We start from the raw sequence: 23,865 nt of genomic DNA on the forward strand, positions 1-23,865 counted from the left end.
ACACCGCAATGCACGATATCGAATTGACCGAAGAACAACGCATGATCCGCGACATGGCGCGCGACTTTGCCCGCAGCGAAGTCGGCCCGCATGCCCAAGCCTGGGAGAAGGCCGGCTGGATCGATGACGCCGTGGTGGCGCAGATGGGTGAGCTGGGCCTGCTGGGCATGGTAGTGCCGGACACTTGGGGTGGCAGTTACACAGACTATGTGGCCTACGCCCTGGCCGTGGAGGAAATCTCGGCCGGCGACGGTGCCCTCGGCGCATTGATGAGTATCCACAATTCAGTGGGCTGCGGCCCCCTGCTGAAATATGGCAGCCCGACTCAGCAAGACGACTGGTTGCCGCTTCTGGCCAGCGGCCAGGCCATAGGCTGCTTCTGCTTGACCGAGCCTCAGGCCGGCACCGAAGCACACAACCTGCGCACCCGCGCCGAGCTGCATGATGGGCAGTGGGTGCTCAACGGTGCCAAGCAGTTCGTCAGTAACGGCGAGCGCGCCAAGCTGGCCATCGTTTTCGCCGTCACCGATCCGGAACAGGGCAAGAAGGGGCTGTCGGCCTTCCTGGTACCGACCGACAACCCTGGTTTCGTGGTCGACCGCCGTGAGCACAAAATGGGAATCAAGGCCTCGGATACCTGCGCAGTGACCCTGGACAATTGCATGATCCCCGAGGCTAACCTGCTGGGCGAACGCGGCAAGGGCCTGGCCATTGCCCTGTCCAACCTGGAAGGTGGTCGCATTGGTATCGCCGCCCAGGCCTTGGGCATCGCCCGCGCCGCTTTCGAAGCCGCGCTGGGGTATGCCCGCGAACGCGTCCAATTCGGCAAGCCGATCATTGAACACCAAAGCGTATCCAACTTGCTCGCCGATATGCACACCCGGCTCAATGCCACCCGACTGCTGGTGCTGCATGCCGCACGCCTGAAAAGCGCCGGGCAACAGTGTCTATCAGAAGCCTCGCAGGCCAAGCTGTTCGCCTCGGAAATGGCCGAGCGCGTCTGTTCCAGCGCCATGCAGATCCATGGCGGCTACGGCTACCTGGAGGATTATCCGGTTGAGCGTTACTACCGCGATGCACGCATCACCCAGATCTACGAAGGCACCAGCGAGGTCCAACGCCTGTTGATCGCCCGCGAGCTGGCCCACTACGCGCTCTGAGTCCCCCGTCCGGACGCGCCTGCCGCGTCCGGACGCCCTCTTTTCTGCCCCTCCTTGTGGAGTTGCCCATGCCCCGCTTGCGCAATATTCCCATCAACCGCCGACTGTGGTTGATCCTGCTCACGTCCATCCTGATGCTGCTGATTCTTGCCGGCATGATGCTCAAGCAGAGCTATGACAACCTGTATGCAGCCAAGGCGCTGAAAACCCGTCATGTGGTCGAGACGGCCAGCGGGATCCTGCGCCACTTCCAAAACCTGGAAGAACACGGGCTCAGTCGTGAACAGGCGCAGCAGCAGGCTATCGCGGTCATACGCGATCTGCGCTATGACCACGGGGACTACTTCTGGCTCGAAGACCTCGACACGCGCATGATCCTGCATCCCAATGCCAAGCTTGAAGGCAAGCGCATGACAGGCACCCTCGACCCTGATGGCAAGGCGCTGTTCGACGAGATGGTGGCCGTGGCAAAACGCGACGGCTCAGGCCTGGTGAGTTACCGCTGGCCCAAGCCGGGTTCCGACGCGCCAGTGGAGAAGGTTTCCTACGTCGAACTGTTCAAGCCCTGGGGCTGGATCGTCGGCTCGGGTATCTACATTGACGACGTGCAAGTCGAGTTCCGCCGCCAGCTGGTACACACCTTCGTCATCCTGATAATGATCACGCTGCTGCTCAGCGCGCTGATCCTGCTGATTGCCCGCAGCATCGCCTCGCCACTGGCGCAAGCGGTCGATGCCATGCAGAACATCGCCAGCGGCGATGCCGACCTGACCCGCAATCTGGACAGCCAGTGGCGCGACGAGCTCACTGCCCTCAACGTCCACTTCAACGTGTTCACCAACAAGCTACGCACGGTGATCGGCCAGTCTATGCAGACCGCAGGCAGCCTGGACCAGGCCTCGCAATCACTCGCTGAGATTGCCAGCGATAGCCAGCGCCACAGCCAGCAACAGTCCCAGCAGATGGAGTTGGTGGCCACCGCCATTCACGAGGTTTCTTACGCCGTGCAGGAAGTGGCGAAGAACGCCGAACACGCCGCCAACGAAGTACGCCAGGCCGATGAGCAGGCACGCCAGGGTCAGCACAATATTGACAACAGCCTGAGCCAGATCGACCAGTTGTCCGAGACCATCGGCCAGGCTGTCGAGGTGATCCAGAGCCTGGCCCAGGAAAGCACCCAGATCGGCAGTGTGCTGGAAGTCATTCGCGCCATCGCCGAGCAGACCAACCTGTTGGCGCTGAATGCCGCCATTGAGGCGGCGCGCGCTGGCGAACAGGGCCGCGGCTTCGCCGTGGTAGCAGACGAAGTGCGCCTGCTGGCCCAGCGCACTCAGCAGTCCATCGCACAGATCCAAGGCATGATCGAGCGCCTGCAGGGCAACTCGGAAGCGGCGGTGAAGGTCATCAATACCAGCAGCCAAGCCGCTCAACAAACCGTGGAACAGGCCCGCCGAACCGGTGAAAGCCTGCACCAGATTCTCAGCGCGCTGCGCAATCTCACCGAACTGAACGCCTCGATCGCCAGCGCCACCCTGGAGCAGTCCCATGTGGTCGAGGACATCAACCAGAATGTCACCCGTGCAGCTTCGCTGGCCCACGAAAATGCCCAGGCAGCAGGCCGGTCCAACGAGGCCAGCCAGCAACTGGGCCAACTGGCGGGTCAGCTGAATCGGCTGTTGGGGCAGTTTCGCGTATGAAGGTGATGGCGCTACCTGTCGAACAAGGGCACCACTCGCGCTACCTGGAAACCCGCCACAAGGCTCTCGAGCTGTTCGCCAGGTGTGGCTTCAGCCGGGTAAGCATGCGCGACCTCGCCACTTATCTGGGGATCAATGTCGGCTCCATTTACAACCACATCGATAGCAAGGAAGCACTGTTGTTCGAGCTGATCGAGGAACTCTACGAACAGTTGCTTCACGGCGCCAGCCTGGTGAATCGTCGCAAATCCGCACCGGCGGTACGACTGCATGGCCTGCTTGAGGCGCACCTCCTGCTACACGAGCGCATGGGGGCGCATTTCCGCCTGGCAGAGTACGACCTCCATTGCCTGAGCAGCGAACAGCAGGCCTTGATCCTGACCCTGCGCCGACGCTACGAGGAGCACCTGGTGGAAACTATAGAGCAGCTCACCGGTAAACCGACCAATGCCACCCGGCGCGCCACCTTGAGCGGCATCGTGTCCCTCCTCAACCAACTGCCAGCCTGGGTTGGGGAGCCGCACGCAAGCAAGGGAGTACGCCGCAAGTTGCTGCATGACATGGTGATGAGTACCCTCCAGGGTGCGTTGCAGGCGACTCATACCTCAGGCTCTGAACTCTCGTCAAAGCCGGGCTAATGGCCGGACGCTGAACATTAATCTCATGCACAAAAAACGCCACTCATTGAGTGGCGTTTTTTGTGAATCCTGGGGCCTTTCTCAAGTTCGGCGCAGGAGTGTATGAGGTGCCACACCAAAGGCCTTGCGAAAAGCATGACTGTAATGGGAAAAATCGGAGAATCCGAAATCCAGTGCAGCTTGGGAAATGCTGCGTACCTGGCCGCGCTCTATAGCCTCACGACTGGCGATCAGGCGCTCTTTCCAGATCTCCGCAACCGGCGTTTTCTGGTAACGGGCGAAAGCGCGCGTGACGGTTCGCGTGGACACATAATGCACTTGAGCGATGCGCTCGATCGACAGGTCCGGATCGGTCAGATTCTGCTGGATGTAGTTCATGATCCGACCATAAAGATCCAGCTCCTCATGGGTCGTCTTGAGATCCTGGAGTTCCAGGCTGATCGCCAGAAGATCCAGCAAGGTGTTGGAGAAGCGGCTGGAAAGCCCCTCGTCTTGAAAGCTTGCAGGAATGCTCGCCGCTTGGTGCAACATCTCGCGCAATGGAATCACCCCTGGACGGCGATCGTCCAGTACCACGGCTGTGCAGCCTGCAATACCTGGCAACCGCTGGCTGAGCAACTGTCTCGGAATGCGGACCAGGTGGTTTTCGGTACCACCCAGGCTGAATCGGAACGTCTGGGATGCGTCATAAAGAAACAAATTGTCCGCCGCCAGCGTTGCCCTGCGCCCTCCCTGCTCCAATTCACCATAGCCTCGCCGGGTGAAACCCAGCCATAGATCTTCATCAGGACCACTGCGCAAATGCTGGGGCGAACGCTCCCAAAAATGCAGTGGCGAGGACAGCGTACAGATCTCCAGCGGCCCCATGCCGTGCACCTCCAGCGCCCCGTCGAAATCGCTCTGCGTCAATGGTTTGCTGTCCGCCGCCAGGCAGTGACGGCATACCACTTCTTTCCAGTAATCAAAGCGACGTGGAGCCGCAACGGCGAGGGTTGAATACTGATTGCTATGACTCATGGCATTCACCTCACGGCGGCAGCTGAACAATAAGGGTGACGGTAACGTTAGCTCCCTTTTTAGCAAATAGCAGGCCACTCCACTTTTGTACTGCCAAGGTTATGTGCGCCTGAAATATCAGACCCTTGCGCTCGGGAAGGGGCTGTCACACGGACGACTCCTGCCCATTATCGATACATGCATTCGGAGTGCGCGCACCAATTCAGCTCATCGTGATCCTGTATTCAGGGCCTGTCCTTTCTAGCCAAACGGTTGTCCGTACGAGCCAAGCGTACCGTGCCGTCCCCGCCTAACTTCTACCCCACACCGTGCCCCTTCAACCACAACTGATGAGGTGTCCCATGCAACCGCCAGAGCAGCAGCGACAGTCCGATCCATCCTGGCTTTTGCAGAGGCGCGACTTGGCACCTGAAGAGTTCGCCACCTACCTGTTAGAGCTGGGGACTCTGGTGCTGCAGCGTCGACTGGTTGCGCCAGCCGCAGCCACCCGCGCCCGTCGAAACGTTGAACAGATAACCGCGTACCAAAAATAAAACCAAGGAGTCCCCCATGGAATCTGCGATCGATAAGCACCTCAAATGCCCGCGGACGTTGTCTCGTCGCGTCCCCGATGAATACCAGCCCCCCTTCCCCATGTGGGTTGGGCGCGCCGATGAGCAACTGGAACAGGTGGTGATGGGATATTTGGGAGTGCAATACCGCGGGGAGGACCAGCGTGCAGCGGCCCTGCACGCCATGCGCCACATCGCCGCGAGCCTGAGTCTGCCCGACGGCCCCCTGAGCCATGACCTGACCCACCACACCGACAACAGCGGTTACGACAACCTGATGATCGTCGGGTACTGGAAAGACCCCGCCGCGTATTGCCGTTGGCTGCGCACGCCCGAGGTAAGCCAATGGTGGTCGTCAGAGGATCGCCTGAACGACGGTCTCGGTTACTTTCGGGAGATCGTCGCGCCGCGGGCCGAGCAGTTCGAGACGCTGTATGGCTTTCGCGATGAGTTGCCCGGCGTTGGTGCCGTCATGGACACCATCAGTGACGACATCGAAGAACACGGTTACTGGGGATCGATGCGGGACCGCTTCCCGATTTCCCAGACCGACTGGATGGCTCCTTCCGGCGAACTGACGGTCATCGCAGGTGACCCGGCCAAAGGTGGGCGCGTGGTCGTGCAAGGCCACGACAATATCGCGCTGATCCGCTCCGGCCAGGACTGGGCGGATGCCGGCGAAGAAGAAAGATCGCTCTATCTCAACGAAATTCTGCCGACGCTGCAGGCGGGTATGGATTTCCTTCGCGACAGTGGCAAGGACCTGGGTTGCTACAGCAATCGCTTCGTGAATTACATCGACCTGGACGGCAATCTTCTGAACCTGAGTTACAACATCGGCCACTGGCGCTCCCTGGAAAAACTCGAGCGCTGGGCCGAATCGCATCCAACCCATCTGCGGATCTTCGTGACCTTCTTTCGGGTTGCTACCAGCCTGTCGAAGCTACGCCTCTATCACGAAGTCTCGGTATCCGACGCCAAGGATCAAGTGTTCGAGTACATCAACTGCCACCCGCAGACGGGCATGTTGCGTGACGCGGTAATCCCTAAAACCTGACGTCTGACGCTACCCGGCGTCCACGGGCGGACTTGATCCAAATTCCGCCCTGACACAGATCTCGCGTCCAAACAACTTTTGGCCCCCCAGCGCATGGGGTTGGGGGGCCTTTTGTCAGGAAATCGATCATGAAGTTGAGTCACTCTTTACTCGTGCTGTGCATGCTGCCCTTTGTCAAAAGCCAGGCCATCGAGATAGCTCCCGGTGATTTCGAACCATTGCCGGCCGGCGCCAACGCCTTGCTGCTCTACTACCAGCACACCGACCGCTCGGATCTGTACCACAACGGCCACAAGGTATCCGACGACGCCAGGCTCAGTTCGGACATCGGCATCCTGCGGTATGTGCACGCCATCGGCCTGTCAGAAAACCTCTCATGGGAACCGCAGATTCTGTTGCCTTTCGGCCAGATGAACGCCTCGGGAGATATCGGTGCCTTGGGCGATACCCGCGGCATCGGCGACCCGATCATCACCGCGCCGCTGAAGTGGACGCTGCCCACTGCGAACAAGGACATCTTCGCTTTGGCACCCTACCTGTCCTTTCCGGTGGGGAGCTACGACAAAAACGATGCCCTGAACCTCGGCGAGAACCGCTGGCGCGCCACGCTACAGGCGGCGTACATCCACCATTTCTCCCCGAAATGGGCGCTGGACACGGTGGCCGAAGCCTCATGGGTGTCGGCCAACAATGACTTCGGCTCGACCGGGGCGAAGCTGGAAGAAAACACCCGCTACGAGTACCAGGCCGCCGTGCGCTACAACTGGACCCCGAGCACCACCTTCGCCGTGGGCGGCGGCTACATCACCGGCTCGGCGACCACCGTCAACGGTGTCGATCAGCACGACGGGGTCTCCACCTCCTACGGGCGTTTCACCGTCACGCACTTCATCGAACCCACGCTGCAGATTCAAGCCCAGATCGGCACCGACATCGAGGTCGAACAAGGCTTCAAGGAAGGCGCACGCCTGAACCTGCGCGTCTTGAAAGTGTTCTGAGCGCGCCACGCTTGGCAGATTGTCCTTTTCAACCAAATGGCTGTCCTTCTCAGCCAAGCAAAGGTTGAGAGGGATGCCTAACTTGAACCCAGTTACCCACTCGATTGATGTCGCCCCAGGTGCCCGGCGCGAGGTGTTTTACGAACACCTTCGAACGCTCCCGTACTGACCGAGCCGTTGTCGATCACAGACAAAAGAATAGGAAAATCATGGCCATTGTTCGCCCTACCCTCGACCAACTGCAAGACATCGCTGGCCGGCTGAATATGCAGCTGACCCATGAGCAGGCAGCGGAATACCTGGCACTTATGCAGCCAAGTTTCGAAGCCTATGACCTGGTCGACGAGTTGCCGGATTTCACCCCACCGGTGCGCTACGACCGCAGTTCCGGCTACCGCCCGTCTAACCCGCAAAACCTGCTCAACGCCTGGTATTACAGGACTGAAGTAAATGGTGCCCGTGAGGGCAAGCTTGTAGGCAAGACTGTTGCGCTCAAGGACAACATCTCCTTGGCTGGCGTCCCGATGATGAACGGCGCCTCAATCCTGGAAGGGTTTGTACCGTCGTTTGACGCAACCGTGGTGACCCGTTTGCTAGACGCCGGGACGACCATCCTGGGCAAGGCGACTTGTGAGCACTACTGCCTCTCCGGTGGCAGCCACACTTCTGATCCGGCGCCCGTACACAACCCATACCGGCACGGTTTCGCTGCCGGCGGATCCTCCTCCGGAAGCGCTGCATTGGTGGCAGCCGGCGAGGTGGACCTGGCGGTTGGCGGCGATCAAGGCGGCTCGATCCGCATCCCTTCAGCGTTCTGCGGCACCTATGGCATGAAGCCGACCCACGGTCTGGTGCCCTACACCGGAATCATGGCGATCGAGGCCACCATCGACCATGCCGGTCCCATCACCCGCAACGTGCGTGACAATGCGCTGATGCTGGAAGTCATGGCCGGTGCCGACGGGCTCGATCCTCGTCAGGCCGCCCCTCAAGTCGACGCCTATTGCGACTATCTGGAGCGAGGTGTGAGCGGACTGCGGATCGGCATCCTGCAGGAAGGCTTCCAGCTGGCCAACCAGGATCCACGCGTTGCCGACAAGGTACGCGGCGCCATCGCCCGACTCGAAGCCTTGGGAGCTCGCGTCGAAGAGGTCTCCGTTCCCGAGCACAACCTGGCAGGTTCGCTGTGGCACCCCATCGGCTGCGAAGGCCTGACCATGCAGATGATGCATGGCAATGGCGCAGGCTTTAACTGGAAGGGGCTCTACGACGTCGGTCTGCTGGATAAACAGGCCGGTTGGCGCGAACAAGCGGACGCATTATCCGCATCGCTCAAGCTGTGCATGTTCGTCGGCCAGTACGGTCTGGAACGCTACAACGGTCGTTTCTACGCCAAGGCTCAGAACATCGCACGCTTCGCCCGGGCCGGTTACGACAAGGCACTGCAGACCTACGACCTGCTGGTCATGCCGACCGTGCCGATCATCGCCCAGCCCCACCCCGAACCCGATTGTTCGATCACTGAGTACGTGGCCCGGGCACTGGAAATGATCGGTAACACCGCGCCGCAGGACATTACCGGCCATCCGGCCATGTCAATCCCGTGCGGTCTGGTGGACGGCCTGCCCGTCGGGCTGATGTTCGTTGGCAAACACTATGCCGAAGGCACGATTTACCAGGCGGCGGCAGCGTTCGAGGCCGATGTCGACTGGAAGACGTTGTAAGGCTGCCTCCCCCCAAACCTCCCGGACATCAATAAAAAACCGGGGACTGTTCTTCACTTTTTTGACCGTATTAAATCGATGAGGAGTTACACCATGAGCGCCACTGTATCCCCAGCATCCACTTCGACGCCCGGCGAGCGGGCCTGGGCCTTGTTCAAGGTTATGAAAGACAAGGAACTGATTCCAGAGGGCTATATCGAGCAGCTGACCGATTTGATGGAGCACCAATGGAGCCCGGAAAACGGCGCCCGTGTAGTCGCCAAGGCCTGGGTCGATCCACAGTTCCGGGAGCTGTTGCTCAGAGACGGTACTGCAGCGTGCGCGCAGTTCGGTTTCACCGGCCCGCAAGGCGAATACATCGTGGCCCTGGAGGATTTGCCCCTGCTGAAAAATGTCATCGTCTGCAGCCTGTGCTCTTGCACCAACTGGCCGGTCCTGGGGTTGCCGCCGGAGTGGTACAAGGGTTTTGAGTTCCGTGCACGCCTGGTTCGTGAAGGACGCACCGTGCTGCGTGAGATGGGCACAGAGTTGCCAAGCGATGTGATCGTCAAAGTCTGGGATACCAGCGCGGAAAGCCGCTACCTGGTCCTGCCCTTAAGGCCCGAAGGCTCCGAGCACATGAGTGAAGAAGAGCTTCAGAAACTGGTGACCAAGGATGTGCTGATCGGGGTTGCCCTGCCCCGCGTACGTTGACCCAAAGACTCTTCATCTTCTAACTTTCGGAGGTTTTTATTATGGATGGCTTTCACGATCTCGGTGGTTTTCAAGGCTTTGGCAAGGTTCCCCATGTCATCAATAGCCAGGATTACAAACAAGTCTTCAAACAGGAATGGGAGCACCTGGCTTACAGCCTGATGTTTATCGGTGCCGACCAGTTGAAAAAATTCAGCGTCGATGAAATACGTCACGCCGTCGAACGACTCGATGTCCGCCAGCACGTTGGCACGCAATATTACGAACGCTACGTCATCGCCACGGCCACGTTGCTGGTCGAAACCGGCGTCATTACCCAGGAAGAACTCGATTTGGCATTGGGTTCAACCTTCAAATTGGCCAATCCTCCCCATGACAAGGGCCGCCCCGCCATCACTGGCCGCCCGCCATTTGAAGTGGGCGACCGGGTAGTGGTTCGCGACGAATACGTGGCCGGCCACGTGCGCATGCCGGCCTATGTGCGCGGCAAGGAAGGCATCGTCCGACACCGCACCTCGGAAAAATGGCCGTTCCCGGATGCCATCGGACACGGCGATTTGAGCGCAGCGCATCAGCCCACCTACCACGTTGAATTCCAGGTGAAGGATCTGTGGGGCGATGCTGCGGATGATGGTCTGGTGGTGGTCGACCTGTTCGAAAGCTACCTGGACAAGGCCGTCGATGCGAAAACGGTGGCCGCATGATTGACGGGGCCCTGTCGGGCCGGCTGCCGGTGACGGTCCTTTCGGGCTTCCTCGGCTCCGGCAAGACGACCCTGCTCAACCACATCCTGCGCAATCGCGCAGGCATGCGGGTGGCGGTCATCGTCAACGACATGAGCGAAGTCAACATCGACGCCGAGGACGTAGCGCGCAATGTGTCGCTGCACCGCGGCAGCGATGAACTGGTCGAGATGAGCAACGGCTGCATTTGCTGCACGCTGCGCGCTGACCTGCTTGAGCAGATCAGCCTGCTGGCGCGTCAGCAGCGCTTCGATTACCTGCTGATCGAGTCCACCGGAATCTCCGAGCCGATGCCGGTCGCCGAGACCTTCGCCTTCCTCGACTCGCAAGGTTTCAGTCTGAGCGAACTGGCGCGGCTCGACACCTTGGTCACCGTCGTCGACGGTAGCAACTTCCAGGCGCTGTTGGCCTCGCGGGACACCGTTGGCGGCGAGGACGAAACGGGCACGCCATTACGCCACTTGTCCGATCTGCTGATCGAACAGGTGGAGTACGCCAACGTCATCCTCGTCAGCCGGTTGGACCTGATAGGCGAGAAAGGCTTTCTGGAACTGAGCGCCCTCCTCGCGGGCCTCAATCCGAAGGCGGAAATCCTGCCCATGACCCACGGTGCCGTCGATCTGTCGAAGATCCTCGACACTGGCCGCTTTGATTTGCCGAGTCTGGTGCAGTCACCCGGCTGGATGAAAAGCCTGGAAGCCAGTGACGAGCATCCACCCGAGTCGGACACCTATGGAATTGCTTCCTGGGTGTATCAGGAGCGTGCGCCATTCCATCCGCAACGGCTGCTGGAGTTCCTGCAGTTGCCCTGGCAAAACGGGCGACTACTGCGTTGCAAAGGCTACTTCTGGGTTGCCAGTCGGCATCTGGACATCGGCATGCTGGTGCAAAGTGGCGGGCAATTTCGTTGGGACTATGTCGGGCGCTGGTGGACATTCATCGCGCAATCACAATGGCCTCAGGATGACTATCGCCGCGGAGGGATAATGGCCAAATGGGACGAGATCACCGGGGATTGCCGGCAGGAAATCGTCTTCATCGGTCAGGGTCTCGACCTGGATATGTTGAAGCGGCAACTGGACGCCTGCCTGCTGACCCCGCAAGAGATCATGAAAGGTCCACAGACGTGGCCAACCTTGCCAGGCGCAACATCCTTCGACCTCAAGGCATTGTCGCCCTGACCGCTCGGCAGTCTGCCTGGCAATGCACCACTTTAGCGAAGCCCGGCAAGCCTCGTTATAACCTTTGACTTCAATTTCACGGACTGAGAGGCGCTGACTCAGACATAAGAGCGGTGAATACCGTTGGTTCCCCGGCCGTGGCCAGACCCGACGCGCGGCTGACGGTTCGCCTATGACCTTGAACGCCCAATGGCGCTCAACTGCAACAAATCACCGCGCTCGTTATGGACGCATAGCAAATGCGCAGAAGGAAAAATGTAGGGATATTCGGCATGAGATAGAGGATGCGGCGGATCTAGAGATCACTGATTTCGGGCAGCCTCCTCAATCAGGAAGCAGAAACGTCTCGCCCCAGGACAGGACGTTAAGAGCTACGCAGTACTGACGTTTTAGGCAGGATTTCGATGTACGTTTTAACGCACAAGAAAAACGTGGTTGGTAGTTGTTTTCAGCAAAACTCGCTGGAGCAAAAAAGAAGCCGAAGCGTCTCTTTTCAACGCTTCCGGTCGAGGATTGGGGCCTACTTTTCCTCGATCTGAATGCTCAATCTTCCCAGGCATCATCGTCACTCCTCTTACCGCGCAAATCTGGCTGGATGACCTTGAGCTGGTCCAGCGCTTCGCGCAGGCTAGCGCCCTTGCAGGAGTTTCCATCAGCATCAAAATCTCCATTCGCCGTCGAGAGTCCGCGCCCCCACATACCAGTCATGCGCTTGCCAGAAGTTCAGCCGTTCAACGTCTTTAAGCAGTCGTTTTAGCTGTGCATCTTCGGGAACTGTCGGGCTTCCGTGGATCAACTTTAATAGGTCTGACTCATGGGCTTCTGCAAGTGATTCCGAATTCTTAGCCGAACCGGTTGGGATCGTCGCGGAGACACTGCATTCTTTGAGTCCGGCTTCATGGAGGGCGTACACGTCCTCTACGTCCGTCTGCACAGCGCCATCGAGCCATTCGTCAAAATCGGTCAGTGTGAGCCTAGCAAAACAGTTGAAAGAACATAAGTGGTGTGAGGAAAAGTGAGTTTAGGTTTTTAATTGTCCAATACGAAAATTCATGTCGAGCGCGAGCAACTCGAGATTGAACGACCGCTTCTGGCCGATTTAGTGGCCTTTTGCGAAAGACGCATCTATCTGGATACGGTTACTCACGAACGTCTGCTTTTGGCCGATTGCTGCCTATTTCGAAGGGGAGCAGTCGACCCAAAGCTGCCGGTTATGGAATTTCTCAGATGCTCAGAAGCAATCTGCAAATAGCCGCCTTCGGCCAACAGCAGTCCAACATCCAGCAAGGAATGCGCATGAATTGCTACTCCGTAACTTTAAGGCGGATTTGTGCACCATCTGGTAAATCGTCGATTTCCTTGGCAAGGTAGCCTGAAATTGCCACCTATTCGTGAAGTGAGATTGTCGCCAGATTGCTCTCTTCATACTGCCCACCCAACACGGCAGGGATTTTCAGGCAATACCTGTATCCTGGGCGAAGCAGGCCAAGTCTATCCCTTGCCTGTTTGACCAATGTTTCCATGTACCAATCATGCAAAAAATCCTGGTTCTGAGAGAGAGCGTCAAGCTCCGCGCGATCATTTGCGATACGATTGCAGTACAGATCTTCAGGACACAGGCGCCAATAGCTACCCGCTACATCTTTGATGATGAGGTTGCCAAAATCATTATCGCCAACTACTTCTGCAGGTTTGATCCCGGCCCAACCCCACGCTTTTTCAATTTCTTCAATCAATTCCATAGAAGCCTCACTATCCTTGCGTTTTCCAATGCCACTGTTATTACTCTTTTTGTTGCATATCATCCAGAGCGGGTGATGGTTTCTTTCTGCCTCTCGCGATGGGCAGAAAACGACCCAAAGCAGACGTCGAACACCAAATTTTATGCCGTTTAAAAATCGATTTTGCACCGTGCTTCAACGGCCTGTATTCGTAATGTCAGACCAGACTCGAAGCACATAACAAGGTGGTGATCTGGTTGGATGTTATCCGTCAGGTAAAAGGCTCGTGTCTCTGCGTTGGACTCCACGGCTCCGATCGAATGAATAACACTATCGTCGCCATCAATTGGGTAATCATCCCGCCCACTTGATGAAAAGTAATCGACCTCATGGAAGCTGATAGTAATCTTGCGTGCTTCTTCGGTCGGCACCCAAGCTTCAGTCCGTCGAGTAAAGATAAGTACTGCCGACCTATCCACGATGTCGTAATTAATGGTGCTGGCTTGGTAGAAGTTATGAAGGTCAAACGCACGGTGTTGAATCTCAACCTCAATATGCCCGAATTCGAAACCATGAAATTGCATGGGTAAGCCCTAATGATCTACCGGTAGACGTGTATCGTACTGCATCGTCGCAATGACTGCTTTTGGCCGATTTCTGTCTGTCGCCAGCCTCACCGGTCGATTCCCGCCGCTTACAACTTTGGTATCTGGTTAGTCAGGTGCAATGCAAATAATGGGTCAGGTCGAACGCATATAAGTAGTTAGGCCAGATGCGACTTAGCAGATATCGATCACATCTTGACTTCAGCTCGGACCAATCCGGTACTTTGTACGAGGCCCTCTACCAAGCGATAACGTCGTTGGCACAAGAATTTGAAGCAGGGCATTGGAAGACGGAAACAAAAGCTATCGGGCTTAAATCTCTAAACGAGGGCATTACGAAGCCGCCCTTGGGCCTGGACGTAATGTGCGAGTGTCGTCTTCCGACACATAAGCTTGCAGTGTGACGGGATAGACGGTGGTGCTGGAGCCAAAGCAGCTCGCCCCCCAGCACCTACGGCCCGGCTCGCCGGCCGCCCAGGATTACTTCAGTTTCGCCAGCATGGCCACGGCGACTGCCTTGGCCGACTGTGGGTTCTGGCCGGAAATGACTTCGCGGTTTTCGATCACGTTCTCGCTCCATGGCTTGGCTTCGGAGAAGTTAGCACCGGCTGCTGTCAGGCCATCCTGTGGGAACAGTTTCATATGGCCACCGCCGAGGAAACCTTTGGCCTGCTCCTCTTCCGCGTCGGTGAAGGCGGTGACTTTGTAGCCCTTGTAAATCCAATTGGCTGGCGCTGCCGGCTGTTTGCCCGATTCCAGCGCGGAGACAAAACCGCGCGCATCCGGGATCGTCGACAACATGGCTATGGTGCCATGGCAGGTGAAGCCGGTGACCTTGCCTTTTTCATGGAAGTTGGTCAGCAGTTGGCCCAGTTGCTTGTCCTTCAGCAGATCCTGCATCGGGATATGGCCGCCAGGCACGAATACGGCATCGAACTTGTCGTAGCCGATTTTCTGAACCTGCGCGAAGCTGATTGCCGGCGAGTCGCTCTTCGAGGTCAGCTTCAGCGTGGCCAGTAGCGCGAGACTTTCCTGACGGGCCTTTTCATCGCCGCCCCAGAAGCTCACGTCATTGGATTTCTGGTCCGCGGTTGGCGCCTTGCCGCTAGGGGTGGCAAATACGACGGTTTGACCCGCCGCGATGAAGGTCTGCACCGGTTGCATTAATTCGTTCAGGAAGAAACCTGTTTGCATAACCTTGCCGTCAAGCGGGCATAAACGTCATGTTCAATCATGAAATCCCCTCAAACAGGACGCACCAACGCCCGGTTCTACCGGGCGTTGGTCAAGTTGAGAAGCCGCAGGTTCAGCCAGGCATTGATTCGCGGCTGAAAGCGTCCAGCTCCCGCACCAGGCTCTGCGCTGCCAACATCACCAGTTCACGACCTTTTTCTGGCGTCGCCAGCGCCGGATCCGAGCCCATACGGCCATCGGGATGGCGTGCGCGGAAGTCCATCGCTTCGCGGATCGGGCCCCAAGGGGCGATCTGCGGCGAGTATTCAGCCGATTTGATCGAATCCGGATAGGCCCATTGTGTGACCGCGATCTCGGACGGCGTGGCGTGCACGCCGTGCCCCGTAGGGAACTGCTCGCGCGCAAGCTCCCCTACCCCCTCAAGGTCCCACCAATTGCACAACTTCAGCGCGAACCCTGCTGGGCGTCGAGCGAAGCTGGCTTCGGCGTAGAGCTCAGAGAACGCCGCCTCGATCGATGCAACGTTGCCACCGTGGCCATTGAGGAAGAGGATTTTTTCAAACCCGTGAGCGGCCAGCGAACGCACCCAATCTCCGATCGCCGCAATAAAGGTCGACGGACGCAGCGAGATGGTTCCAGGGAACCCAAGATGGTGCTGGGCCATGCCGATATTGAAGGTCGGTGCAATCAGGATGTCTGCGTTTTTTTGCGCTTCACCGGCGATGATTTCCGGGCACATCCAGTCGGTCCCCAGAAGACCGGTTGGACCGTGTTGTTCGTTCGAACCGATAGGGATCACGATGGTGCGGCTGCGTTGAAGAAATTGACCGATCTCGGCCCAGGTCGACAGGTGTAAAAGCATTTGAGTTCTCACTTTTAAAGGGTTCCTTGCGGAACATGACAAAGGCGCGGGTGGCAACAGATCAACCCGCACTGTATTCCGGAATCGCGCCGTCACGGGTTTTCGGCTTGGTCGACAGGATCACCAACGCTGCGCACAAAAATACGCAACCCACGATAACGATGCCAAGATTCGCGCTGCCGGTTGCGGTTTTTGCCCAGCCGATCATGGCCGGCCCCCAGAAGCCGCCGGAAAGACCGATGGTATTAATCAAGGCAATGCCGCCCGCCGCCGCCTCGCCCTTGATGTGTTCAGAGGGCATCGCCCACAACACGGTGTAGGCCATAAACATCATGGCGGTTGCCAGGGTCAGCAGGGCCAGCGCGGCCATTAGATTGCCGTCGGCAAAGGGGTACACAAGCAGCAGGATCGCGCCGATCCCCGCAGGCACTGCACAGTGATAGCGTCTTTCACCGACACGGTCCGACCGGCGCCCTATCCAGTACATGCCGCAAGCGGCGGCGACATAGGGAATCGCGGCGTACCAACCCAGTTGCATGGTGTCGTTGACACCCTGGGCCTTGAGGATTGCCGGCAGCCAGAAACTCATGGCGTAGATCGAGAAGATGATGCAGAAATAGGCGCTGGCGAGAATGTAGATTTTCGGGTCGCGCAACACCGCACGGAACGAATGGACACGCCCGGTCGATTCACCCAGCTCACTGGCCAGCAAGGCCTTTTCTTCATGGCTCAGCCAGCGCGCCTCAGCGGGTCGATTGGAAAGGATGAAGAAGGTCAGCACACCAAGGAAGACACACGGCAAGCCTTCAATCAAGAACATCCACTGCCAGCCGGCCAGACCGCCAACGCCTTCGAACGTGGTGATCAACCACGCAGACAGTGGGCCGCCTACAATGCCGCCAATGGGGCCGGCGATAAACACGATCGCAATGGCCCGCGCCATACGTTTCGGACCGTACCAGCAGGACAGGTAATAAATCATGCCCGGTGCAAAACCGGCTTCGAACACCCCCAGCAGAAAGCGCATGGCGTAAAACATCGGCACGTTGCGCACGAACAACATGCAGGCCGAGGTGATACCCCAACACACCAGAATACGGCTGAAGGTTTTCCGTGCGCCGACCTTCGGCAGCATCAGGTTGCTCGGCAATTCGAACAATACATACCCCAGAAAGAAAATACCGGCGCCCGCGCCATAGGCCGCATCGGAAAGCCCAAGGTCATTTTGCATCTGCAGTTTGGCAAAGCCGACGTTGATCCGGTCCAGATACGCAAATACATAACAGATGAACAGGAGTGGCAGCAGCCGCCAGTTGAGCTTGCGGTAAAGGGCTGAAATGGCATCACTTCGTGCCGGCGTCTGAAGAATTGACATGCGAATCTCCCGTTATTCTTGTTGGTCTGCGTTCGTCCCCAAGAATGTTGCACCGGCACCTCAGGACCAGCAAGAGCAACTAAGTTCGTGTAGTGTTGCTCTACAGGCAACGCTACGTCTCTGGAGAGAGTTCCCCGGCATGCGCGAAATCAATCAACAACGGCTGCGGTATTTTCATGAGGTGCTGACGCACGGATCCATTCGTGGCGCGGCCGACAGCATCAATACGTCGCCCTCGGTCATCACACGCCAGATCAAGCTGCTAGAAGAGGAAATCGGCGCAAAACTGTTCGAGCGCCAGGCACGTGGTGTTCAGCCCACTGAGGCCGCGGCGCACCTGCTGGAGTTCTGGCGCGGCTATCGTTCGCACCAGGAGAAACTCGAAGATCAGTTGCAAGCGATCAAGGGCCTGCAGCAAGGCCATGTGCGCGTCGTCATCAGCGAAGGCTATGTCGATGCGTTGGTCGACAACGTGCTCGCGCCGTTCTGCAAGCAGTACCCCAAGCTTGATGTGCGGCTGGACATCCTGCCCGTCGACGACGTCCTCAACGAAGTCGCCGAAAACCGTGCGCACATCGGCCTTGCGTACAATCCGCCGCCGCATCCGCACATCGACTATCGCGCGACGTTTTCGCAACCGGTGATGCTGTTGGTTCGCCCGGATCATCCATTGGCATTGCGAGGCGCGGCGGCAACCGTCGAGGATATCCTCGCCTGCCAACTGGTCCTGACGCCCACGACATTCGGTATCGGTCATGCGATCAAGATGCTCGAGTATGCCGAGAAAATCGAGATCCGCCCGGTACTCGTCAGCAACTCCCTCGCGGCGCTCAAGCGCATGGTGGAGGACGGCGGTTTTGCTTCGTTGCTCGGCGAATTCGCGGCCTATCGGGAAATCGCCAACGGCAGCCTGGCGGCGGTATCGATCGACCATCCGTTGCTTCTTGGGGTTGAAGCAAAACTGTTGGTGAAATCCGGTCGACCGTTGGCCGCCCCTGCTCAAGAGCTGCTGAACTGGATGTTGCAGCGCTTGCCGATGTTTGCGTCTGGTACAGGAGTGTCGAGTGCCTGACCTGAGCCCCGCCCGTTCGGCGCCTGGACCCGGCCGCTTGCGCAACCAGCCCCCCTTATCAACCGCCGCCAGTGCCGGCTATGCGCAAAGCGAAGCCGCGACCTCCATTCTGGTCAGCACCGTGCTGTCGATCGTGACGTTCTCCTTTGCGATCTACCTGATTGATGGCGGGCTTGCCGCTGCTTGCCTGCGGGCTCGCGCAGGCGCCGGGCGGAAATCGCTGCGGCGGCAGAGGCGTTGAATAAACGCACTGGAGGCTGATACCACCACCATAAAAAACGGGACGCCAAGCGTCCCGTTTTTGCGAAAACAGATAGCACAAACAACAAGCAACCTGTCGCGAGGGCGCTCGCTCTCGCTGGCCTGCGCAGCAGGCCCATCTGTTGAACCCGTTTCGCCGCTCAGTGGAAACAATCCTCCTCACCACAGGTCAGCGACCGACGCCAGCGTCTCGACCAAAAAACCGCCAGGGTTTCGGCCGTAGCTTCTGGGTCCACGGAAAACAGCCTGCTGGAGGTACGCGGGGGGGCTTTGATATCGGCGTTTGATGGGAAGTGGAAGTCGAGGGCGCGATCGGCGGCTTCGTTGAGTTTTTTTGAATCGGGTTCGTAGGGGACACTGGATCGGTGTCTGGTGGGTTGGGCGTGGCGCACGCGTAGGTAACGACGCAAGGCGCTGGAACCGTTAGGACGTAACACCGAGTGACGGGGGCCTTGAAACCTGTTTAAGACATCAAACGTCGGGCGAATATATCTTGGCTGAAATCGATCGCGTCGGGTCTGACGCCATCGGGGGCAAGCCCGCTCCCACAGGGAGATGTGGCGAATTCGAGGTCTCGGGGTGGCAATCGGTATGTCCGACATCGGGTTCGCAACCCATTGATTACATTACGTATCAACTGAAATGCGCGTCAGCGGCATTATCACAAGCGTGCTCTACCTTTAGATTTGGCAGGAATTTTGTGTCTTCAGCGGCGACTCGACTTGACTTGTTTATCAGAGAACCAGATGACGACGCCGATTTATTTATGACGTAACCAAGGTGTCTCTCATGATTCAGAGCATTATGAAAACTGCTAGCCTGACCACCCTTCTTGTCGCGTGTGCAACAGTGTCGCTCGTTCAAGCGCAACCCTTGCCGCTCGGCGAACCCGGGGCTTTGCATAATGAAGACGTGGAGTGGCGCAACTTTCCAGCGTTCCCGAAAGAAGTGAAGCTGGCAGTTCTTGTCGGTGCCCCTAGTAAGCCTGGCCCATACGTTGTGCGAGTCAAAGTGCCTAACGGCATTAAATTAATGCCCCATACACACCCTGAAGACCGTATCTACACCGTAATGTCCGGTGTGTTTTATATTGGTTTCGGGTCTGTATTTGATCCAGACAAGTTAGTGGCTTACGGCCCTGGCAGTGTTGTAGTACTCCCGGCCAATACACCGCATTTTCATTGGGCCAAGTCAGGAGAGTACATCTCTCAAGTGTATGGAACAGGTCCGTTAGGTCTTGAGTATATTGATAGTCATGACGACCCTCGTAATTCGACAAAATAAGGAACCTGCACGGTGGGTCCTATCGAACGGCTGCAGATCAGCCAGGTGGGCAAAAGGCGACACGCGGACACCCACCTTCGAACTACCGATCTGCGCACTCACCCCATCGACCGTCTCAAGCAGCGACTCGCAATCGGTGCACCACCGTAACGGTCTTCACGTGTGTTGAAGCCGCCGTTGATGAACTGTTCAAACAGATACCCGTTACCGGCATGAATTTCGAGACTCAAAAAGTGATGACATTTAGTGATTCCTCCGCGTGACTTCAGGAATGTGACGGGAAGTACGGCAGAACGTACTCGCCGAGTTCGTCGAGGATTTCGCCATAGGGTTGACGGCTGACCTTGGGGTTGAGCGCGATATGCGAGACACCGGCAGATTGCGCTTGTTCCAGGTAATTGAGCAGGCCGTTGCGCCCCGCCCGGAAGCCACCTTGGATGCGCTGGAATGGCTGATCCGGGTTGTCGCTGAGATCGAAATAACCACCCAGACCCAACGTTTTGAAGGCATTGCGCTTCTCTGCCTCATGCACGGTGGCGTGCCAACTCTCGCCCAACGATGCCAACCGTTCTGGGCTTTGAACGCCGGCAAGATAGCCATCAAGGTAGGGTCAGTGTCAAAGCTGGCGACGCCTTGATCATGCGTATCGACAAAGCGGGCCTCATACGCACTGAGCTTTAAAAGCTATAAACAACCTCCTACACTGCTGAACACCCGCTCACACCGTATCTGCGCAGCCTCGCTTTCCTGCCGGCCTCTGCATCGCCCTCACATTAGGATCACCGACATGCGCCTGTCCGATTTTATTCTTGAGAACCTTGAGCCGATTCTGCAGGCCTGGGAAGATTTCGCCAGAACCATTGAGACGCCGGGTGCGGACCTCGATAGTGAAGCTCTGCGAGATCATGCCGAACAGATGTTGCGGGCAATTGTAAGTGACCTGCGAACAAAGCAGACGAAGCGAGAGCAAGCGGCCAAGTCTCAAGGCCAAGCCCCTTCAGATGATGAAGAAACCGCAGCTGAAACGCATGCAATGACGCGGCTAATGGCAGGTTTCACGATCGATCAAATGGTGTCGGAATATCGAGCACTAAGAACGAGTGTCGTCAGTCAGTGGATGAGGCAAGTGAAGGATGGCACGCCGATTAATGTCGACGACATGACCCGATTCCATGAGGCCATCGATCAGGCTCTCGCCGAATCCATTGCCAGTTACTCACGCGCGGTGGAGGCGTCACGCAACGTATTTTTAGGCATTCTCGGCCACGACCTGCGCACCCCGCTTGGAGCAATCTTGCTGGGTGCCGATATGTTGAGGCGCTCAGAAGGGGCCGGAGCCCGGGCTACCAAGGTTGCCAATCAGATATATACAAGCGTGCGGCGAGCGAGCCAAATTGTTGGAGACCTACTTGATTTAACACGCTGCCAAATGGGCCCAGGCATTCCTGTCAAAACGACGGATCTAGATCTCTCGCACGTTTGCGAACGTGTTGTCGAAGAAATCCGAGCGTCTCATCCAGAGGCGATTGTCTTGTTCGACGCGAAGACTCCAGTTCAAGGGCAATTCGATGGCGCCAGAATGGAACAAGTCTTCTCGAATGTAATCAGCAACGCTGTACAGCATGGAGATAATCAACTCCCTATCAAGGTGGAGTTAGAGACCTCAGAAGACTGCGCTATTTTTACCGTCCATAACAGTGGAGAGCCCATACCAGAGGACGTTCTCCCGTTTATATTTAACCCTATGGGTCGTTTCTCTCAGCGATCTGCAATTGATCACGGGCCGACAGAGGGGCTGGGCTTGGGCCTGTTCATCGCGTCAGAGATCGTGGCATCACATAACGGTTCAATCGATGTCAGTTCTGACTCAAGTGGAGGCACCACTTTTCTAGTCAAGCTTCCAATAACTGAATCGCCCCAGCTTAAGTAGACACTTTACCGCGGGTCACCCAACAGATTTGTGTCGATTGAAGCCTCAAATATTAGGGGCGTTAGTCGTATCCCGGATTGGATTTAAAACCATCACCCCATCCCACTATCAATGTTTAACTTGTCGCCAACCCCAAACCACATATCTGAGGGTGGCGAAAGGAAAAAATCGACCCATAGCTGCCGGTGAGCACCGACAGAAATCGGCCAGAAGCGGACGGTGGACGGTGGACGGAGCGATAGCAAATGAGTAGCTATGCTTGGTCTACTGCCGAAACTGATTGAGCCGATTGTTATCCACCAAGCCCGTGAAGGCGTTATTACCCCACTTGGGGTCCAATTAGAGTCAGGCCCAAAGAGGAGTCCGCCATGACCTTAGTCGATCGCCTCAGGTATTTACGTGTCGTTCTAATTTTGGCTGGCCTCGCCTGCCTTGCTCTCTACCCACTTATGTTGTTCTGGCCGTCCGGCTGGGCCTGGCACGTCGGTCACTCGGACTACCCGATGATGATCGTTGGCATCTACGCCACACTTGGCGTGTTCTTGATCCTGGCCGCACGTGATCCATTAGCCAATCTGAGCCTGATCTGGTTCACCGTGTGGTCTAGCGCCGTACACGGAGCAATCATGGCCGTCCAGACGGTCACCCAACCGGGGCAAATGGGGCACTTGGCAGGTGACGTGCCGGCGCTCTTCATCGTGACGGTTGCCTTGGCCATCTTGACGCCCCGCTCGCAATTGGCCGCTCGGCCCGGGACACACAAACGGGCCTGAGAGCAGGCATGAAACTACTTCCATCCCGGGTATGCTCACTTGCAAGGCCAGCGCGTCAACGTTAAGGTCTGCGTCATGACTACGCCACGCATCGAATCGACCACAACCTTCACGACCGCCACAGGCGGGTCGTGGGAGGTTGTGTGAGTTAAAACAACGCATAACCCCGAAGACCCGCCAGTGATGGACCGGGTCTTTTTTTTGCCCCCGGATTTATTGGCACAAACGTAAGGAAACGCACATGTATGCACTACTGATTCTCGACATGCAGGTAGGGCTCGTTCACGGCCCGGACAGGCCCTGGGGCCGTGAAGCGCTTCTCGATACATTGAACAGGCTAATCAGAAACGCACGGGAGGCCGGCGCCCCAATCTTTCTCGCTCGCCACCTGGGTCCGGCCGGATCTCCTATTGAGCCGGGCAGTCCGCTCACCGAGCTTGTCCCAGAGTTGCAGCTAATGGGTGACGAAGTGATTTTTGAGAAAAATCGTCCCAACGCCTTTGTGGCGACCGGGTTGGCCGGTCAGCTACGCGAACGCGACTGTGAAGGCATCGTCGTGACAGGAATGAAAACTCAATACTGCGTAGACAGTACTTGCCGTGCTGCCCGCGATTTAGGTTTCGATGCTGTACTCATCGCCGATGGACATACCTGCTCTGATACTCCAACGCTTAATGCAAAGGCCATCATTGCCCACCACAATGCAACCTTGGCGGGGCCATTCTGCCGAGTCGTTCAGGCTGAGGAATGGAGTTTTTAGGACACTCCCCTGATCGACCCAAGCCAAGGGTCGATCAGACCGCGTGGGTGCCGACGCGACGGCTGATATCTTATCCGCGCACCAGATCGCGTCCGATCGACGCTGAGCCCATCAAGGAAGATAAAAACAATGAAAATACTATTCATCGCTTCGCTAGGAATTTTATCGCTGACTCAAACTTCAATAGGCTTCGCGGATAATGCCAATGGAAAAAATCTCTATCTACAGCGATGCAGCATGTGCCACGGAACAGATCTCAAGGCAACAGGACCACTGGCCAATAAAAGCAATCCGCCTACGCCTGATCTAACAACGTCCGCTTTCAAAAAGCGATTGAATGATTATCCGGGCGTGATTGTCTCTTCGATAATACTTCGCCCAAATGGCGACTTGATTCCAAGAACCTTGCGTGAGAATGGTGTAAAGCTTTTGCCGCACTCATGGAGCGTTAAGGATCTGCGCGATTTGAATCAATACATGGGTGGTGTGATTTCACAAAAACGATGACCTTTAAAGTGCCTGGTCCTGTCGCCAGCGCTTGACTCTGTCCCTTGGGGCAACCCCTACCC

At 57.3% G+C, this 23,865-nt stretch carries 24 protein-coding genes and 1 pseudogene; 16 read left to right on the forward strand and 9 right to left on the reverse strand.

The window, feature by feature from the left end; all coding sequences use genetic code 11:
• The first annotated feature begins 8 nt into the window (after positions 1 to 8).
• The 3 genes from BLW70_RS21755 (at position 9) to BLW70_RS21765 (ending at position 3,495) form a co-directional block, all read left to right on the forward strand.
• On the forward strand, positions 9 to 1,160 hold the full coding sequence (locus BLW70_RS21755; protein WP_074877459.1) for an acyl-CoA dehydrogenase family protein: 1,152 nt from the start codon (positions 9 to 11) through the stop codon (positions 1,158 to 1,160).
• Positions 1,161 to 1,228: 68 nt separating this feature from the next.
• Entirely contained in the window at positions 1,229 to 2,857 is a 1,629-nt protein-coding gene (locus BLW70_RS21760) for a methyl-accepting chemotaxis protein (RefSeq protein ID WP_074877461.1), read from the forward strand.
• Positions 2,854 to 3,495 carry a TetR/AcrR family transcriptional regulator gene (locus BLW70_RS21765; protein ID WP_074877463.1) on the forward strand — a complete coding sequence of 214 codons (642 nt, stop codon included), beginning with the start codon at positions 2,854 to 2,856 and terminating at the stop codon, positions 3,493 to 3,495. Before BLW70_RS21760 ends, BLW70_RS21765 begins: the two co-directional genes overlap by 4 nt.
• A gap of 81 nt (positions 3,496 to 3,576) precedes the next feature.
• Here the strand turns inward: BLW70_RS21765 and BLW70_RS21770 are convergent, their stop codons facing one another.
• Positions 3,577 to 4,512 (reverse strand): AraC-like ligand-binding domain-containing protein, encoded by a 936-nt coding sequence (locus BLW70_RS21770; protein WP_074877465.1) that lies wholly within the window; start codon positions 4,510 to 4,512, stop codon positions 3,577 to 3,579.
• Between the two features lie 549 nt (positions 4,513 to 5,061).
• Between BLW70_RS21770 and oxdA the strand changes: the two genes are divergently transcribed.
• The 6 genes from oxdA to BLW70_RS21800 all read left to right on the forward strand — a co-directional run bounded on the left by oxdA (position 5,062) and on the right by BLW70_RS21800 (position 11,459).
• Positions 5,062 to 6,120, forward strand: a complete 1,059-nt coding sequence (gene oxdA, locus BLW70_RS21775) for an aliphatic aldoxime dehydratase (protein ID WP_074877467.1) — start codon at positions 5,062 to 5,064, stop codon at positions 6,118 to 6,120.
• Between the two features lie 128 nt (positions 6,121 to 6,248).
• Positions 6,249 to 7,118, forward strand: coding sequence for a transporter (locus BLW70_RS21780; RefSeq protein WP_074877469.1), 870 nt, complete (start codon positions 6,249 to 6,251; stop codon positions 7,116 to 7,118).
• Positions 7,119 to 7,327: 209 nt separating this feature from the next.
• Positions 7,328 to 8,842: an amidase gene (locus BLW70_RS21785; RefSeq protein WP_074877471.1), complete on the forward strand. Its 1,515-nt coding sequence runs from the start codon at positions 7,328 to 7,330 to the stop codon at positions 8,840 to 8,842.
• Positions 8,843 to 8,935: 93 nt separating this feature from the next.
• Positions 8,936 to 9,535 carry a nitrile hydratase subunit alpha gene (gene nthA, locus BLW70_RS21790; RefSeq protein ID WP_074877473.1) on the forward strand — a complete coding sequence of 200 codons (600 nt, stop codon included), beginning with the start codon at positions 8,936 to 8,938 and terminating at the stop codon, positions 9,533 to 9,535.
• Positions 9,536 to 9,576: 41 nt separating this feature from the next.
• Positions 9,577 to 10,239 carry a nitrile hydratase subunit beta gene (nthB, locus tag BLW70_RS21795; RefSeq protein WP_074877475.1) on the forward strand — a complete coding sequence of 221 codons (663 nt, stop codon included), beginning with the start codon at positions 9,577 to 9,579 and terminating at the stop codon, positions 10,237 to 10,239.
• Positions 10,236 to 11,459 carry a GTP-binding protein gene (locus tag BLW70_RS21800; protein WP_074877477.1) on the forward strand — a complete coding sequence of 408 codons (1,224 nt, stop codon included), beginning with the start codon at positions 10,236 to 10,238 and terminating at the stop codon, positions 11,457 to 11,459. Before nthB ends, BLW70_RS21800 begins: the two co-directional genes overlap by 4 nt.
• 1,385 nt (positions 11,460 to 12,844) lie before the next feature.
• On the opposite strand, the gene BLW70_RS21805 is transcribed toward BLW70_RS21800, so the two are convergent.
• The 5 genes from BLW70_RS21805 to BLW70_RS21825 form a co-directional block, all read right to left on the reverse strand.
• The gene (locus BLW70_RS21805; RefSeq protein WP_074877478.1) at positions 12,845 to 13,201 is read right to left on the reverse strand and encodes a T6SS immunity protein Tdi1 domain-containing protein; all 357 of its coding nucleotides are present in this window, start codon (positions 13,199 to 13,201) and stop codon (positions 12,845 to 12,847) included.
• 149 nt (positions 13,202 to 13,350) lie between these two features.
• Entirely contained in the window at positions 13,351 to 13,764 is a 414-nt protein-coding gene (locus BLW70_RS21810) for a hypothetical protein (RefSeq protein WP_074877480.1), read from the reverse strand.
• A gap of 501 nt (positions 13,765 to 14,265) precedes the next feature.
• On the reverse strand, positions 14,266 to 14,979 hold the full coding sequence (locus BLW70_RS21815; RefSeq protein ID WP_235865015.1) for a type 1 glutamine amidotransferase domain-containing protein: 714 nt from the start codon (positions 14,977 to 14,979) through the stop codon (positions 14,266 to 14,268).
• Between the two features lie 112 nt (positions 14,980 to 15,091).
• On the reverse strand, positions 15,092 to 15,841 hold the full coding sequence (locus tag BLW70_RS21820) for a creatininase family protein (protein ID WP_074877481.1): 750 nt from the start codon (positions 15,839 to 15,841) through the stop codon (positions 15,092 to 15,094).
• 61 nt (positions 15,842 to 15,902) lie between these two features.
• Positions 15,903 to 17,216: an MFS transporter gene (locus BLW70_RS21825; RefSeq protein ID WP_074877483.1), complete on the reverse strand. Its 1,314-nt coding sequence runs from the start codon at positions 17,214 to 17,216 to the stop codon at positions 15,903 to 15,905.
• A gap of 139 nt (positions 17,217 to 17,355) precedes the next feature.
• On the opposite strand from BLW70_RS21825, the gene BLW70_RS21830 reads away from it, so the two are divergent.
• Both BLW70_RS21830 and BLW70_RS21835 read left to right on the forward strand, forming a co-directional pair.
• On the forward strand, positions 17,356 to 18,288 hold the full coding sequence (locus BLW70_RS21830; RefSeq protein ID WP_074877485.1) for a LysR family transcriptional regulator: 933 nt from the start codon (positions 17,356 to 17,358) through the stop codon (positions 18,286 to 18,288).
• Positions 18,289 to 18,325: 37 nt separating this feature from the next.
• On the forward strand, positions 18,326 to 18,529 hold the full coding sequence (locus BLW70_RS21835) for a hypothetical protein (RefSeq protein ID WP_139273410.1): 204 nt from the start codon (positions 18,326 to 18,328) through the stop codon (positions 18,527 to 18,529).
• A gap of 194 nt (positions 18,530 to 18,723) precedes the next feature.
• On the opposite strand, the pseudogene BLW70_RS31180 reads toward BLW70_RS21835, so the two are convergent.
• Positions 18,724 to 18,907, reverse strand: a pseudogene (locus BLW70_RS31180) (DUF6124 family protein); the annotation flags it as partial.
• Positions 18,908 to 19,338: 431 nt separating this feature from the next.
• On the opposite strand from BLW70_RS31180, the gene BLW70_RS21845 reads away from it, so the two are divergent.
• Positions 19,339 to 19,833, forward strand: a complete 495-nt coding sequence (locus BLW70_RS21845) for a cupin domain-containing protein (RefSeq protein WP_074877489.1) — start codon at positions 19,339 to 19,341, stop codon at positions 19,831 to 19,833.
• A 98-nt stretch (positions 19,834 to 19,931) separates the two neighbouring features.
• On the opposite strand, the gene BLW70_RS31555 is transcribed toward BLW70_RS21845, so the two are convergent.
• Together BLW70_RS31555 and BLW70_RS21855 are read right to left on the reverse strand one after the other, a co-directional pair.
• On the reverse strand, positions 19,932 to 20,063 hold the full coding sequence (locus tag BLW70_RS31555; protein WP_250637977.1) for an oxidoreductase: 132 nt from the start codon (positions 20,061 to 20,063) through the stop codon (positions 19,932 to 19,934).
• A gap of 35 nt (positions 20,064 to 20,098) precedes the next feature.
• Complete coding sequence (locus tag BLW70_RS21855; protein ID WP_235865016.1) at positions 20,099 to 20,389, reverse strand: hypothetical protein; 291 nt, start codon at positions 20,387 to 20,389, stop codon at positions 20,099 to 20,101.
• A 231-nt stretch (positions 20,390 to 20,620) separates the two neighbouring features.
• Between BLW70_RS21855 and BLW70_RS21860 the strand changes: the two genes are divergently transcribed.
• From BLW70_RS21860 to BLW70_RS21875, 4 genes are all read left to right on the forward strand, one after another.
• Complete coding sequence (locus BLW70_RS21860; RefSeq protein WP_074877491.1) at positions 20,621 to 21,763, forward strand: sensor histidine kinase; 1,143 nt, start codon at positions 20,621 to 20,623, stop codon at positions 21,761 to 21,763.
• A gap of 368 nt (positions 21,764 to 22,131) precedes the next feature.
• Complete coding sequence (locus BLW70_RS21865; RefSeq protein WP_074877494.1) at positions 22,132 to 22,536, forward strand: DUF6632 domain-containing protein; 405 nt, start codon at positions 22,132 to 22,134, stop codon at positions 22,534 to 22,536.
• Between the two features lie 241 nt (positions 22,537 to 22,777).
• Positions 22,778 to 23,296 (forward strand): cysteine hydrolase family protein, encoded by a 519-nt coding sequence (locus BLW70_RS21870; RefSeq protein ID WP_074877496.1) that lies wholly within the window; start codon positions 22,778 to 22,780, stop codon positions 23,294 to 23,296.
• A 129-nt stretch (positions 23,297 to 23,425) separates the two neighbouring features.
• Entirely contained in the window at positions 23,426 to 23,803 is a 378-nt protein-coding gene (locus BLW70_RS21875; protein ID WP_074877497.1) for a c-type cytochrome, read from the forward strand.
• Positions 23,804 to 23,865: the final 62 nt, after the last annotated feature.

Origin of the sequence: Pseudomonas frederiksbergensis (assembly GCF_900105495.1) — a bacterium.
GTDB classification, from domain to species: domain Bacteria; phylum Pseudomonadota; class Gammaproteobacteria; order Pseudomonadales; family Pseudomonadaceae; genus Aquipseudomonas; species Aquipseudomonas frederiksbergensis.